12 protein-coding genes are annotated in these 14,219 nt (G+C 59.1%); 3 read left to right on the top strand and 9 right to left on the bottom strand.

The genetic code is table 11. From position 1 onward, the window contains the following. Positions 1–67: 67 nt before the first annotated feature. The 6 genes from EGX79_03265 to clpS form a co-directional block, all read right to left on the bottom strand. The gene (locus EGX79_03265; GenBank protein AYX81288.1) at positions 68–850 is read right to left on the bottom strand and encodes an MBL fold metallo-hydrolase; all 783 of its coding nucleotides are present in this window, start codon (positions 848–850) and stop codon (positions 68–70) included. A 73-nt stretch (positions 851–923) separates the two neighbouring features. Further along, a complete protein-coding gene (locus tag EGX79_03260; GenBank protein ID AYX82703.1) occupies positions 924–1,754 on the bottom strand; it encodes a glutamate racemase in 831 nt (276 codons plus the stop codon). A 144-nt stretch (positions 1,755–1,898) separates the two neighbouring features. Beyond that, entirely contained in the window at positions 1,899–2,573 is a 675-nt protein-coding gene (locus tag EGX79_03255; protein ID AYX81287.1) for a rhomboid family intramembrane serine protease, read from the bottom strand. A 16-nt stretch (positions 2,574–2,589) separates the two neighbouring features. Then, positions 2,590–3,693: a peptidase S58 family protein gene (locus tag EGX79_03250; GenBank protein AYX81286.1), complete on the bottom strand. Its 1,104-nt coding sequence runs from the start codon at positions 3,691–3,693 to the stop codon at positions 2,590–2,592. A gap of 85 nt (positions 3,694–3,778) precedes the next feature. Next, entirely contained in the window at positions 3,779–4,330 is a 552-nt protein-coding gene (locus tag EGX79_03245; protein ID AYX81285.1) for a DUF2017 domain-containing protein, read from the bottom strand. Positions 4,331–4,360: 30 nt separating this feature from the next. Then, entirely contained in the window at positions 4,361–4,654 is a 294-nt protein-coding gene (gene clpS, locus EGX79_03240) for an ATP-dependent Clp protease adapter ClpS (GenBank protein AYX82702.1), read from the bottom strand. 81 nt (positions 4,655–4,735) lie between these two features. Between clpS and EGX79_03235 the strand changes: the two genes are divergently transcribed. The 3 genes from EGX79_03235 (at position 4,736) to EGX79_03225 (ending at position 9,928) form a co-directional block, all read left to right on the top strand. Continuing rightward, entirely contained in the window at positions 4,736–6,046 is a 1,311-nt protein-coding gene (locus EGX79_03235) for a nicotinate phosphoribosyltransferase (protein ID AYX81284.1), read from the top strand. 13 nt (positions 6,047–6,059) lie between these two features. Further along, positions 6,060–8,162, top strand: coding sequence for an ATP-dependent DNA helicase (locus tag EGX79_03230; protein ID AYX81283.1), 2,103 nt, complete (start codon positions 6,060–6,062; stop codon positions 8,160–8,162). Between the two features lie 182 nt (positions 8,163–8,344). Next, positions 8,345–9,928: a 4-coumarate--CoA ligase family protein gene (locus EGX79_03225; protein ID AYX81282.1), complete on the top strand. Its 1,584-nt coding sequence runs from the start codon at positions 8,345–8,347 to the stop codon at positions 9,926–9,928. Here EGX79_03225 and EGX79_03220 read toward each other — a convergent pair. The 3 genes from EGX79_03220 to ctaD all read right to left on the bottom strand — a co-directional run bounded on the left by EGX79_03220 (position 9,919) and on the right by ctaD (position 13,994). Next, a complete protein-coding gene (locus EGX79_03220) occupies positions 9,919–10,722 on the bottom strand; it encodes a peptidyl-tRNA hydrolase (GenBank protein ID AYX81281.1) in 804 nt (267 codons plus the stop codon). The genes EGX79_03225 and EGX79_03220 overlap by 10 nt on opposite strands. Next, positions 10,722–12,014 carry a phosphoserine phosphatase SerB gene (gene serB / locus EGX79_03215; GenBank protein ID AYX81280.1) on the bottom strand — a complete coding sequence of 431 codons (1,293 nt, stop codon included), beginning with the start codon at positions 12,012–12,014 and terminating at the stop codon, positions 10,722–10,724. Before serB ends, EGX79_03220 begins: the two co-directional genes overlap by 1 nt. Before the next feature lie 279 nt (positions 12,015–12,293). Then, positions 12,294–13,994, bottom strand: coding sequence for a cytochrome c oxidase subunit I (gene ctaD / locus EGX79_03210; GenBank protein AYX81279.1), 1,701 nt, complete (start codon positions 13,992–13,994; stop codon positions 12,294–12,296). Positions 13,995–14,219: the final 225 nt, after the last annotated feature.

Here is a 14,219-nt window from a genome sequence, read left to right as displayed (position 1 = left end):
CCAACTACCCTACCGCCCGGCGCGGAAGCGGTGCGACAGCTGTACGGAAACCCGATAGTCGCTGTGACTAGCCGCCTAGCTCCATGCCCAGGTAGGCCAATTCAACGTCACCGGCAAAGGTGCTCTTCGCAGCACGTAGTGCTTCTTCACCGTCGGCGTATGGCGGAATGTGAGTCAGCACCAGCTTCTTAACCCCCGCCAGCGTCGCTGCCTTTCCGGCCTCAAAGCCTGTCAGGTGCATGTCCGGTGGGGTGCCCTCTTCGTTGCTGCACCATGTGGCTTCGCAGATGAAGATATCCGCATCCCGCGCCAGCTCCACCAATTCATCGGTCCACGCAGTATCTCCGGTGTACGCAATGGTCAGACCATCTGCTTCAATGCGATATCCAACAGCTGGCACCGGGTGGACCATGTTATACGGCGTGACGACGGCGCCTCCGTCCGCTTCGCCCCCACCGACTAACAGTGGCTCACCGGGGTTACTCACAACCTGATCAAAAGTGTCTTCCAGGTTGGCATCTTCTTCACTTCCCAGTGCTTTGCACATGGTGCCTATCCGGTCGTGAATGTCTCCGGGGCCAACCAGGAGATTCCGGGAACTCGCCGGGGCTGTCGGGTGGAAGCGACGCCAGACGAGCAGCCCTGGAATGTCTGCAGTGTGGTCTGGGTGCACATGAGTTAGTAACAAATCACAAGCTGCAGGATCAGAGATCTTCTGCAATTCGGCGAGGACACCGGGACCCAAATCAATGACAAAGGTTCGACCGTTATCCAGCTCAATGAGGTAGCCAGATGCTGGCGCCGATGGGCCACCCATGCTGCCTGTACATCCCAGAACCTTCAATCGCATACTTCAAGCTTGCCATGTAATTGATCAAAAACGAGCAAAAAACCAATGGAGTGTCTGGATTTAATAAGAAAGGTCACATTTGGGAATGCATAGTGACCTGGCTAATACCCGGCCCAAGGAAGCGCTTTGCCAGGGATGCAAAAACTTGCGGATCTCCAGTGGATTCGAATGTGCGCACAGGGTTCGGATTACTCTCCGGGTCAGCGAGCATGTCGGTCTTTGTGAGGATGCGCAGAACATCCTTCGACGTCTCCTCCGCCGACGACACTAGGGCGACGTCCTCCCCCATAGCCAGCTGAATCACACCAGACAGCAGCGGATAGTGGGTGCAGCCCAGCACGAGGGTGTCCACACCATCGGCCTGCAATGGCGCGAGGTAGCCCTCTGCAAGTCCCAGAATCTGGCGACCGGAGGTAATTCCTCGCTCGACAAAGTCCACGAATCGCGGGCAGTCGACCGCGGAGACATCCACGCCGGGCACTGCATCAAAGAGATCTTGGTAGGCACGGGAGCGAATTGTGGCGGCGGTACCGATTACGCCGACTTTTCCGTTCCTGGTGGTCGAGACCGCACGGCGCACAGCGGGCAGAATGACCTCGACTACTGGGACTGGGTAGCGCTCGCGGGCATCACGCAAAAATGCGGCCGAAGCCGTGTTGCAGGCAATGACAATCATCTTGCAGCCGCGTGCAACCAGTTCATCGGCAATCGCTTCAGCGTGCTGACGAACCTCGGCGATGCGCAGCGGCCCGTAAGGGCCGTTGGCAGTATCGCCGATGTACATAATCGACTCGTGCGGCAGCTGATCCATGATGGCACGTGCCACTGTCAGCCCACCGACGCCGGAGTCAAAGATGCCAATCGGCGCTGTTCGGTCGGGGAAGCCGCTATCCTGCGCTGTCAGCTGATTGACTGCCTGAGTTTCTGCTCCTGCTCCCACCGCTATCTGGACTCCTCATATCGTTGGTCAAACACCGAAGCTCCTATTCTAGGCCGATTTCGTCAGGAGCTGATGCCACGTACCTCGGGCTCTTAGCGACGTGCACTCTTAGCCACGTGCACGACCGCGCTTAAACATCACCGCAGCCCAGATGCCCGCAAGCCCACCGAAGAGGTGCATCTGCCAACTAACAGCCATCTGTGTTGGCAGCACTCCCCAGATAAGACCCGAATACATCGATGCCAGAATCACGCCCAAAATAATCTGCATCACCCGACGATTCACGAAACCGCGTACGACCAAAAACGCCAGCCAGCCGTAAATCAGGCCGGACGCACCGATGTGGACGGTATTTACACCGCCGACCAGCCAGGTCAGACCGCCGCCAACGACCGTAATCAAGAGTGTGACCTGCCAAAATAGCCGCTTCGACGACATTGCAATCAAACCGGCGAACAACGCCCCGGGCAGAGAGTTCGCCACAATGTGCCCGTAATCTGCGTGCAGCAGCGGTGCGGTCAAAATTCCCCACAGCGTCGAGGTTTCGCGTGGGCGCACACCGAAGTTGTTCAGCGCCCCACCAAAGATGAATTCGTTGACAAGAAAGACCGTCCAGATAAGTGCCAGGTACCCAATAGCCGTACTGATGGCCGCCCCGAGCCCGCCGTCGCGATCCTGTGGAACAATCTGATTATTCCGCCGCGTCTGCACGGGACCGCCCATCGGGTACTGCGCATAGTTCTGGTAATTCTGCTGTTGTCCCGAGCTCCATTGCGGATTCATTGGCGAACTTCCTTCACTACTTGTCCAGCATCTCTGACAGCGCGGCTACTTCCGCGCGTCCCGTTGCACTCATCACGGCATCGACAATAGCCATCTGCACCGCATCGGCCGCCATCGCAGCCAACAGGGCCACCACATCCGAGCCCACGGGTTCAGCGTTTCCGCTATCCGCCGCCTCGGCCGAGCTGAGGGCAAACAGCGTGTCACCGTCCATCGGCGCATGAGCCGGCCGAATCGCTCGCGCCAACCCGTCATGACCGCACATCGCCAACCGCTTCAACTGCGCAGTTGTCACCGGCGCATTGGTTATCAACGTGCCAATCGTTGTGTTTCGCGTGCTTGCCGACGATTCCCCGTGTCCAGCCGCATCGGCGAGAATCTTGGTCCTACCGACGAAAACCTGGTCCAGCTGCGCCAATGCCTCCTTGCTGGCACCGGCAGCCGCGGGCATTCCGTAAAGGTGTCCCTCCGGGTCAATGACCGCACCAAAGGAGTTGACAACCATTGCGGCAGCCACAAAGTACTTACCATCGGCGGAGGTCACACGGGCTTGTCCAAAACCACCCTTGATTGCCCCGGCCATAGCGCCGACACCGGCACCTACTGTCCCGGAGGGAGTGTCCTCCGGGACGTCGTCAAGCGCGTGAGACAACGCCTCGCGCCCGAGTGCAGCGGTGGGCAGCGTCGGCTCCCCCAACAGCAAGTCGAAGATGACAGCACCGGGAACGATGGGCACGAGGATATCCGGACGAGTTGGGGTGACCTCAAAGCCAATGCCGCGGTCGCGCAGTTCGCGCATAGCTCCGTCGGCAGCTGCGAGGCCGTACGCGGAGCCGCCAGCCAAAACGACAGCGTGGACGCGTTCGACGGTATTCTCCGGTGCGAGCAGGTCGGTCTCGCGGGTGCCCGGACCGCCGCCGCGGACATCGACAGCGCCGACAGCGCCGCCTGGAGCGGCGATGACGGTGACTCCGGTATCCCCCTCAGCAGCATGGCCGATGGAGATGCCGTCGATGGAGTCGAGACAGCCTGCGCCGATGTCGATGCTCGTGCCCAGCGCAGCACTGCTGGCTTGGTGTCGAATGTCGGTGGGGCTGATTGCGAAGATCTCAGAATTCATTGTCGACCACGGCACCTTTCACCACAGTTCATGGCAGCTAACCTCAGTTGATTACTGCATCTTTTCGGGGTTTTGCTCGGATTCGCTACTCACCCATGAGCTGGTCCAACAGTGACTCTTGGTTGTAGGACAGCCACTGGTACATCGCGTCGGTCTGCTCAATCTGTTCGATGGAGCCATTGAGGTTCTCCATGGAAACATGCAGGTAAATACGTAAGTCATTGATACCCGCCACCCAGGCATGGGCATCACTTTCGGAAATGGATACCTGCCCCGACTCGGCGGGCTCCAGGGCGTCGATAATCGCACGCAGGGAATGGAGCTTGCTCTCTACAATCTCCGATTCATGCAGCTGGCGCATGAGGGCGTTTTCCCCCTCCACGCTCTCCTCACCCGGCTTGGTGAAGTCCGGCAACAGGCGCGCAAGCTTCGGATCGGATGGGGCCTCGGAGTGTCCGACAGGCATTCCCGTCATTTCCGCGAGCTCATCCTTCGGTGCCGACCGGGCTCGCTCCATCAGCGAGTCCGCCACAGTAGCAGCCAGATTCAGCAGCAAATCCCGCTCCGTGCCTTCAAAAGCCGTGACGTACTTGACGCCACCGCCGAGAAGGGATCGCTTGCGCTTCCAAGGACGCATGTAAATTCTCTCCCGCTGTCGAATATCGGCTTAGTCAGCCTGCTCCATTGTTGCCCACAAGCCTGCCTTGTGGAGCTTCTTCACATCGGCCTCCACCTTGTCACGCTCACCGGAAGACACGATTGCCTTGCCCTCCGTGTGAACCGTCATCATCAGCGCGTGCGCCTTCTTTCGGTCCATGCCGAAGAGCATCTGAAACACGTAGGTGACATAACTCATCGAATTAACCTGGTCATCCCACACAATGCACTGCCAGGGTCGGTTCGATTCCGTCACGACATCGGCATCCATAGTGGGCATCGGTGTTGCTGCTGGCATGCTCATAGGCACCAGGATAGTACGGAGTGGCGCGCGCTCGCCGGAACCGACTGCCCCGGCCCGCTTCAGCCGACTAGACTGTTGACCGTGATTGATAAGCATTCCTCCACCGCCCTTCTCACCGATAAGTACGAGCTGACGATGCTGCAGGCATCGCTTGCCGACGGATCCGGCGAGCGCCAGGTCGCCTTCGAGGTGTTTGGCCGTCGCCTGCCGAATGAGCGTCGCTATGGCGTTGTCGCTGGTACAGCGCGTGTGTTGGATGCTATCCGCAACTTCCGCTTCACCGAGGAACAGCTGGCTTCGCTGGACTTCCTCGATGACAGGACGCTGGATTACCTGCGTAACTATTCCTTCAGTGGCCAAGTCGACGGCTACCGCGAGGGAGAGCTCTACTTCCCCGCCTCGCCCATTTTGACGGTGCGAGGCACTTTCGCCGAGTGCGTCATTTTGGAGACTGTTATTCTCTCCATTCTCAATGCGGACTCCGCCATCGCCTCGGCAGCAACCCGAATGGTCACGGCTGCCGGTGGGCGCCCGATTATTGAAATGGGTTCGCGTCGCACTCATGAAGAAGCAGCTGTGACTGCTGCCCGCGCCGCTTACCTGGCAGGTTTTAGCGCCACCTCCAACTTGGAGGCAGCGGCACGGTACAACATCCCAGCCTCCGGTACCGCTGCGCACGCGTGGACTCTGTTGCACACCAACCCAGATGGCACGACGAACGAGGCTGCGGCCTTCAAGGCTCAGATTGACACACTGGGAACCGACACCACTTTGTTGGTGGATACCTACGACATCACCGAGGGCGTCAATACGGCTATTGAGGTCGCGGGTCCGGAACTCGGCGGTGTACGTATTGACTCCGGCGACCTCGGAGTTCTCGCTCGCCAGGTGCGTCAGCAGCTCGACTCGCTGGGGGCGCACAACACCAACATCGTAGTGTCCTCTGACCTCGACGAGTTCGCCATTGCGGCGCTGAGGGCAGAGCCGGTCGATGTCTACGGCGTGGGCACCTCTGTAGTCACTGGCTCCGGCGCACCGACTGCGGGCCTGGTCTACAAGATGGTCGAAGTTGATGGGGTGCCCGTCGCCAAGCGCTCGTTGGACAAGCGAAGCCACGGTGGCGTGAAGGCGGCTATTCGTACCTGCCGTCGTTCCGGTACCGCCGTGGAGGAAATCGCTTTCCCGCTCGGCTCAGAAATCCCGGATGTGGGCAACCTGCACTACCGCGATCTGACCATTCCGATGATGCGCGATGGCGAGGTCGTCGATGGTCTACCGACCTTGGAGGAGTCCCGCGATCACTTGGTTAAAGCGCTGGTCAGCCTCCCGTGGGAGGGACTTGCACTTTCCCGTGACGAGCCGGTACTGTCCGTCCGTTTTCACGGCGTTTAGGCGGCGGGGAACTGTGTCGGACAGTATCGGGCACGCAGATTTTGCTGAGCTATCGGACGACTTTGAGGACTTTGACGATGTTGACGAGCTAGCTTCACCGAGAGCCAGCGTCCATAACGCGGATAGCATCGAAGCTCTTCTCGATGCGGCAGTGAAGGGACTCGGCGGAACGACTCGACCGAATCAGGTCAAAATGTCCCGGTCGGTGGCCTCCGCCTTTGCGCGCGAGCGGCACCTAGCGGTACAGGCAGGCACCGGTACGGGTAAGTCGCTGGCCTACCTGGTGCCTGCCATTGTGCAAGCAATGGAGTCCGACGAGTCTGTAATCGTTTCCACGGCGACCATTGCGCTGCAACGCCAGCTGGTCGAACGCGACTTGCCGCGGCTAGTCAGTTCGCTAGAGCCACACTTGTCCCGCACGCCAACCTTCGCAATCCTCAAGGGCCGCTCGAACTACCTGTGCAAGTCCAAGGTCGGAAATGTCATCAAAGATCCCGTCATGGACGGTGATGAATCCGAGCAGGCCAGCTCAGGTGACGCCGTTGGCCCCACTGCCCTCCTCAGCGAAGCGCAGCTCAGCCGAACCGCTGCCGAGGTCATGCGGCTACGCGAGTGGGCCAATGACACCGACACCGGCGACCGCGACAGCCTGGACAAGGGCGTTTCCAACGAAGCCTGGCGGCAGGTCTCCGTCACGGCTCGCGAATGCGTCGGTGCCATTTCCTGCCCTTTCGGCGAGGAGTGTTTCGCCGAACAAGCCCGCCGCGAGGCCTCCAACGTTGACATCGTTGTCACCAATCACGCACTGTTGGCCATCGATGCGCTCTCCGACGCCATGATTTTGCCGCAGCACGACTGCGTTGTCATTGACGAGGCTCACGAGCTCGACGGTCGAATCACCTCTGTTGCCACCGACGAGCTCTCCCCTGCCGGTATCACCATGATGGCCCGGCGCGCCCGCAAATTCGGAGCCGCAGAGCAGGTGGATGATGTCACCGATGCCACGGATCTACTCGGCGAGACCGTCGCATTGCTTGCCGACGCCTACAGCGGCGCACTCGAAGAAATTCCCGGTGAGCTTGGAGCGGCGCTAGCTTCGCTCCGCGATAGCCTGTGGCAACTACAGACCACGCTAGGCACCTCTAGTTCAGGCAGCTCTGGCGGGTCGGGCTCCGGTGGTTCGAGTTCTGACTCTGACAACACTGAGCGCCAGACCGTCCGCGCTGCCGTGGAGAATATGCACGACACAGTCGTGCGAATTCTAGAGTTCAGTAGCGACGATGTCGTATGGCTTGGCGAGAACAAGACAGTTTATGTCGCTCCCCTGTCCATCGCAGCACTGCTTCGCGAACGCCTCTTCGGCGAATCCACCGTCGTTTTGACCTCAGCAACACTTGCTCTTGGCGGCAAGTTCGATGCCATGGCCGCCGCTTGGGGGCTTCCCTCCGGTGGGTGGGATGGCTTGGACGTCGGCACGCCCTTTGACCCGCAGAAATCTGGCATCCTCTACGTCGCACGCGACCTGCCACGACCTGGACGCGACGGCGCCACACCGGAGCAGTTCGCGATCATGGAGCGCCTCATCCGCGCCGCTGGTGGGCGAACGCTCGGGCTGTTTTCTTCTCGCCGAGGCGCCGAGGCAGCGGCGGAGGAAATGCGCAAGCGCCTGCCTTACGACGTGCTGTGCCAAGGCGATGACTCTATCGGTGCTCTGGTTGATCGCTTCGCAGCTAATCCGCAGACATGCTTGTTTGGCACGCTGACGCTGTGGCAAGGCGTCGATGTTCCTGGCCCATCGCTATCGTGTGTCATCATCGATCGCATCCCGTTCCCCCGCCCCGACGACCCGCTTTTGTCCGCGCGCTCCGATGCGGCTAATGCCGCTGGCCGAAACGGTTTTATGGAGGTCTCAGCGACACATGCAGCGCTGCTGATGGCGCAGGGTTCTGGTCGTCTGCTACGCCAAGTCGATGACCGCGGGGTTGTTGCGGTACTGGATTCACGGTTGGCTACTGCACGCTATGGTTCCTGGATTGCCGCGTCGATGCCTGACTTCTGGCGGACGACCAACCTGGATATTGCGGCTGGAGCGTTGCAGCGGCTGACCCAAAGCTGATTCAGAGGGGGCTGTCTGGGCTCACGAGGTGACGCTGGATTAGGCATAGTTTCTGGAAAAAATCCCACGCTTTTCTATCCAATACATTATTGTGATGTGAAACACAGCACTGCTACAGTGCCCGAGCTAATGAAGCAGGACACTTGGCAGCCGTGCACGAGATTAGAAAGGCGATTTCCTGCATGCCCCTTTCCAGCAACCTCCCCGACATCGACATCCCGGAGACCTCACTCTTTGAGTTCCTCTTCGGAGAAATTGAGCCACGTCACCAGGACAAGCTTGCAATCGTTGACTCAGGCTCCGAGGTCACCTTCGGTGATCTGAAGGCCAGCATTGAGAAGTTTGCGGGTGCGCTGGCAGCACGTGGGATTAAGAAGGGCGACGTTGTGGCTCTCCACTGCCCCAACTCGACAACCTTCGCGGTCGCTCTTCACGGTGTCCTACGCGCGGGGGCTGTCTGCACGACGGTCGCATCGCTGGCAACTGCGGAGGACATTGAAAACCAACTCCGGATGTCTGACGCGAAGATGATGCTAACGACCTCCTCAATCGGTTGGGCTGGCGCCCACGGCGCTGAGGCTGCTGGTCTGCCGGAAGAGATGATTATCGGCCTGACGGGTCTCCACGGCATGGGCGAGCTGCTTGCCGAGGGGCACGGCGCCCCGGACGTCGACGTATCACCCGATGACGTTGCCGTGATTCCGTTTTCCTCGGGAACCACCGGTGTACCGAAGGGCGTCCAGCTCACTCACCGCAACTTGGTGGCCAACGTCGCTCAGGCGGGTGGAGCTACAGTCAACGCGCTGACCGAGGACACCCCGGCTGTCACTATCCTGCCGTTTTTCCACATCTACGGCCTGACTGCGCTGCTGAATCTGTGCCTGTGGCGCCGCACGACGCAGTACACCATGGGCAAGTTCGACCTCGTCGATTTCCTGTCCATCATCGCCGAGCACAAGGTGAAGTTCGCGTTCATCGCACCACCTGTAGCTGTGGGCCTGGCCAAGCACCCAGCTGTCGATTCCTTTGACTTGTCCAGCCTGGAGACAATCTTCTCGGGTGCCGCTTCTCTCCAACTTGACCTCGCGGAACAGGTGGAAAAGCGCCTTGACTGCGTGGTCGCACAGGGCTTCGGCATGACCGAGTCCTCGCCAGCAGCCCACATCCGCATCGGCCACGATAGTCCGCTGGACTCGATCGGTCGCGCAGTCCCCAACACTCAGTACAAGATTGTCAACCTCGACTCCGACAGCTTTGAGGAAATCCCGGTTCCCGCCGAGGGGCGCTCGGAGGCAGGTGAGCTATGGATTCATGGTCCACAGGTGATGAAGGGCTACCTCAACAACCCGAAGGCGACGGCAGAGACGCTTGTCGACGGTTGGCTGCGTACCGGCGACGTTGCGGAACTCGACGAACACGGGAATGTGTACATCGTCGACCGCTTCAAGGAACTGATTAAGTACAAGGGCTACCAGGTTCCGCCGGCCGAGCTCGAGTCCGTGCTGCTCAGCCACCCGGATATTGCCGATGCCGCCTGCAGTGGTGTCGTTCGCTCCGACGGCGAGGAGATTCCTAAAGCTTACGTCGTCATCAAGGCGGGCGAGCAGGTGACTGAAGACGAGATTATGGACTACGTCGCCGACCGCGTCGCACCGTACAAGAAGGTGCGAGCAGTCGAGTTCATGGATGAAATCCCGAAGTCGGCGACGGGCAAGATTCTGCGCAAGGATCTCAAGGCCATGGAGGCAGCACGCGCTCAGTCGTGAGTTACTGCCCCAGGGGTCACCGCCACGGTGACTGAACCGGGAGCAATCTCGGTAAACCCGGCATCCTGAACCTCAACCGCGCGGAGCTCTGGCGCTGGCCACTGCTCCCGCGGTACTTCTTTCACATCTAACGCATAACCACTTTGCGCCCACGCCCAAGCGTCCTCGACCGACAGACTGGCCGCATAGAGCATTGAGCCGTGTCCAACTTGCGCGGCCACCTTTCCTACGGACATATTCAGGTTTTTGTCCACCCAAATCACTGGCGGAGCAAAGGTGTCAGCGCTCTCATGGTCGCCCGGGGCGCCGGGAGATGTGTTCTCCGGGTCGTCGTAAGGCAAATCGGTGCCGGAAATTTGTAGTTTGGCAATCTCCGGGTAGGTTTCGTCGACAGGAGTTGGCACTAGTGCGCGAGCTTGCGCGCCGTCGACGTCCACGGTGACACCCGGTGCAAGCTGAGCGCGTTGCCAGCCGATATTGCGAGCGCGACGTGTGAGCTTGCGGATGCGCGCACCGTACCAAGACGCCAGACCTTGTTGATAGGCAGAAGTGTCATCGCCTGCGCGTTCGTCCAGGCAACAAGCAACAACAGCCATCGCGGCAGCGCGGAGCAGCGCAGTGCGCGAGGGGCGTTCCTTCTTCGGAACCTCAAGCACAATAGCCATTGCCCACGGCACATCCTCGCCGTGGTCTTCCCTATCAGGTTGCGGCAGGAGATTATGGGCGATACGGAACCACTCCGGTACCGATGATGCGTCCGTGACAGCTGGATCCTTGTGATCCTCGCGTTGCACTACTGCTCCAACGGCACGCGGCGGAAGGTGCCATCTTCGCGGTCGGCATCGTCGATTTCATCGCGGGAAATGCCCAGCATGAACAGAATCGAGTCCATGAATGGAACGTTGACGGACGTGTCAGCGATTTCCTTCAGCGCCGGCTTGGCATTGAAAGCAATACCAAGGCCTGCGACCGACAACATATCGATGTCATTGGCCCCATCGCCGACCGCAACGGTCTGATGCATCTGAAGCCCCGACTCTGCGGCGAACGTCTTGAGGCTGCGGGCCTTCTCCTGCCTATCGACGACATCGCCGACCACGCGTCCAGTCAGCTTTCCGTCCTCGACCTCGAGGGTATTCGCCTTGTAAAAGTCCAGACCGAGATCCTTTGCCAGCGGCTCCAAGATCTGGATAAAGCCACCGGAGACAGCACCACACTTGTAACCGAGGCGCTTCAGCGTGCGGATCGTGGTGCGGGCGCCTGGAGTCAGCTCGATGGAGTTAGTGACTTCCTCTAGGACACTGACCGGCAGGCCAGCCAGAGCCTTAACTCGCTCATGCAGTGACTCGGCGAAGTCCAGCTCACCGCGCATAGCGCGCTCTGTAACCGCTGCAACCTCCGCCTCGCGACCAGCATGGGCGGCCAGCATCTCAATGACCTCACCGGTAATCAAGGTCGAGTCCACATCGAAACAAATCAAGCGCTTGGAGCGGCGTTGCAAACCAGCGCGTTCAATTGCGATGTCAATGTCCTGGTCCTGTGCAAGCTCGGCCAGTGCCTTACGCAGCGGAATGCCCGCACCCGGCTTCGGGTCCGGAATAGAGACCAGCAATTCCAGGCCAGTGACTGGGTAGTCAGCAATACCGCGAATGGAATCGATGTTTGCACCGTAATCAGCAAGAGTGCGGCCGATACGGGAAATATCCTCAGCGTTGACCGGATTGCCCAACACGACAAGTGCGTGGGTGGAGCCATCGCTGCGCTCAATCGGGGCATCCAGCTGGAAACTGACAGTCATGCCGTGAGGCTTCAGTGTTTCAATGAGTCCCTCACGGAGAACACCGACCTTTTCTTCTGTGACACCAACAAGCGCACCGAGGCTCAGATTAGAGCGGAACACCGACTGTTCCACATCCAAAATTTGAACTCCGTGGGCCGCGAGCACGCGGAAGAAAGCTGCGGAGACACCCGGGCGGTCTCGGCCAACAGCGGTAATAAGCACCGGAGCTAGTCCCGGTGCCAACGAAACCGATAGAGCATCGGTATCTACAGACTGACTGGGAGAGGTAATTACCTGTTCATTCACCAATCCAGTATCGCATGAAGCCCCGGCAGAGCGCTCATCGCATAGTGGGATTCCGCACTTCAGTGGGTGGCCAGCGACAGGCGCTAGCCATCGCCTTGCTCTCTTGCCCTTCTGGCGCTCCCTGCGCCCCCCCTGCTCTTACTGCGCTCTCTTACTGCCTCTTCCCTAGGAAAGACTCTCAAAGACAAGACTAAGGCCCCATCACGGAGAACCGTGATGGGGCCTTAGCTTCGCGTAGTTATTAACTCAGAGTTGCATCAGCCATGTAGCCACTAGCTCTTAGAGCTGACGACCAACGTGGGCCTCTGCGCGCTGACGCTCAACCATGTGCGGGTAGTGCAGCTCGAACGCCGGGCGCTCCGAGCGGATGCGCGGCATCGAGGTGAAGTTGTGGCGCGGCGGCGGGCAAGAAGTAGCCCACTCGAGGGAGTTACCGTAACCCCACGGGTCATCAACAGTGACGACCTCACCGTAGCGCCAGGACTTGAAGACGTTCCAGACAAACGGGATAACAGACAGACCCAGGATGAACGCACCAACGGTGGAGATCATGTTCAGGGTGGTGAAACCGTCAGTCTCGAGGTAGTCGGCGTAACGACGCGGCATACCCTCGTTACCCAGCCAGTGCTGGACCAGGAAGGTCAGGTTGAAGCCGATGAAGGTCAGCCAGAAGTGAACCTTTGCCAGCTTCTCGTCGAGCATACGACCAGTCATCTTCGGGAACCAGAAGTAAACGCCCGAGTAGGAAGCGAAGACCAGGGTACCGAACAGGGTGTAGTGGAAGTGCGCCACGACGAAGTAAGTATCAGAGACGTGGAAGTCCAGCGGTGGGGAAGCCAGCATAATACCGGTCAAACCACCGAACAGGAAGGTCACGATGAAGCCGAGAGCGAAAGTCATCGGAGCCTCGAAGGTCATGTGGCCACGCCACATGGTGCCCATCCAGTTGATGAACTTAACACCGGTCGGGACCGAAATCAGGAAGGTCATGAACGAGAAGAACGGAAGCAGAACGCCACCGGTCACGAACATGTGGTGTGCCCACACAGCCATGGACAGACCTGCAATAGACAGGGTTGCGAAGACCATACCTGCGTAGCCGAACAGCGGCTTACGGGAAAAGACCGGAACGACCTCGGTGATGATGCCCACGAACGGCAACAGCAGGACGTAGACCTCTGGGTGACCGAAGAACCAGAACAGGTGCTGCCACAGCATTGCGCCACCGTTTGCCGGGTCGTAAATGTGACCGCCCAGCTTACGGTCGTACAAAACACCAAGAGCAGCTGCAGTCAGAATCGGGAAGATCAGCAGAGCCAGGATCGAGGTAACCAGGATGTTCCAGGTGAAGATTGGCATACGGAACATGGTCATGCCTGGTGCACGGAGGCACAGGACAGTGGTGGTCATGTTAATGGCGGAAGCGATGGTACCGACACCACCAACACCGACACCGACAATCCACAGGTCAGAACCGACACCCGGAGAGTGAATCGGGTCAGACAGCGGGGAGTACATGGTCCAACCGAAGTCAGCAGCACCACCCGGGGTCAGGAAGCCCGACAGCATCAGAATGCCACCAATGGTGGTCAGCCAGAAGCCGAAAGCGTTCAGACGCGGGAAAGCCACGTCCGGAGCACCAATCTGAAGTGGCAGAATGTAGTTAGCAAAACCCCAAACAATCGGGGTACCGAACAGAAGCAGCATCACCGTGCCGTGCATGGTGAACATCTGGTTGAACTGCTCGTTAGAAAGGAACTGAAGTCCTGGGGCGAAGAGCTCAGCACGGATAAGCAGAGCCATCAGACCGCCGACAAAGAAGAACGAGAAGGACATAATGATGTACATGATGCCCAGCTTCTTGTGGTCGGTCGTGGTCAGCATTTCCCACGCCCAGCTGCCCTTACGCTCATGTCCGAACGGCTGCGGCCGTTCCGGCGCTACAACGCCATGATCTGGACGAGGCGCTACTGCAGTCATTCTTCCTCCTTACTACGCGAAGATTTCCTGTAACTCACTACAGGGATTTTAAGTTTTGTCCTTGTGAGAATAGTGCAGGCGAGTACGCGACGGCGAACCCACCTACCGCTATGTGCCAGATTCTAGTCTGAACCTTGGAAAAAGTTAAGGCTAAGGGATTTTCCGGCTCACTTCCCCACTCAGCTAAGCACACTATTAGTTTCCTGAGAATTGTCTTAACCTGGG

Source organism: Corynebacterium jeikeium, from assembly GCA_003955985.1.
In the GTDB taxonomy this organism is placed as follows: Bacteria; Actinomycetota; Actinomycetes; order Mycobacteriales; family Mycobacteriaceae; genus Corynebacterium; species Corynebacterium jeikeium_D.
This window is presented reverse-complemented; position numbering and strand designations above follow the sequence as displayed.

Coding starts and splice junctions, on each gene's coding strand:
- EGX79_03265 (AYX81288.1), bottom strand. CDS start 850: ATGCGATTGAAGGTTCTGGGATGTACAGGCAGCATGGGTGGCCCATCG.
- EGX79_03255 (AYX81287.1), bottom strand. CDS start 2,573: ATGAATCCGCAATGGAGCTCGGGACAACAGCAGAATTACCAGAACTAT.
- EGX79_03250 (AYX81286.1), bottom strand. CDS start 3,693: ATGAATTCTGAGATCTTCGCAATCAGCCCCACCGACATTCGACACCAA.
- EGX79_03245 (AYX81285.1), bottom strand. CDS start 4,330: ATGCGTCCTTGGAAGCGCAAGCGATCCCTTCTCGGCGGTGGCGTCAAG.
- clpS (AYX82702.1), bottom strand. CDS start 4,654: ATGAGCATGCCAGCAGCAACACCGATGCCCACTATGGATGCCGATGTC.
- EGX79_03225 (AYX81282.1), top strand. CDS start 8,345: ATGCCCCTTTCCAGCAACCTCCCCGACATCGACATCCCGGAGACCTCA.
- ctaD (AYX81279.1), bottom strand. CDS start 13,994: ATGACTGCAGTAGCGCCTCGTCCAGATCATGGCGTTGTAGCGCCGGAA.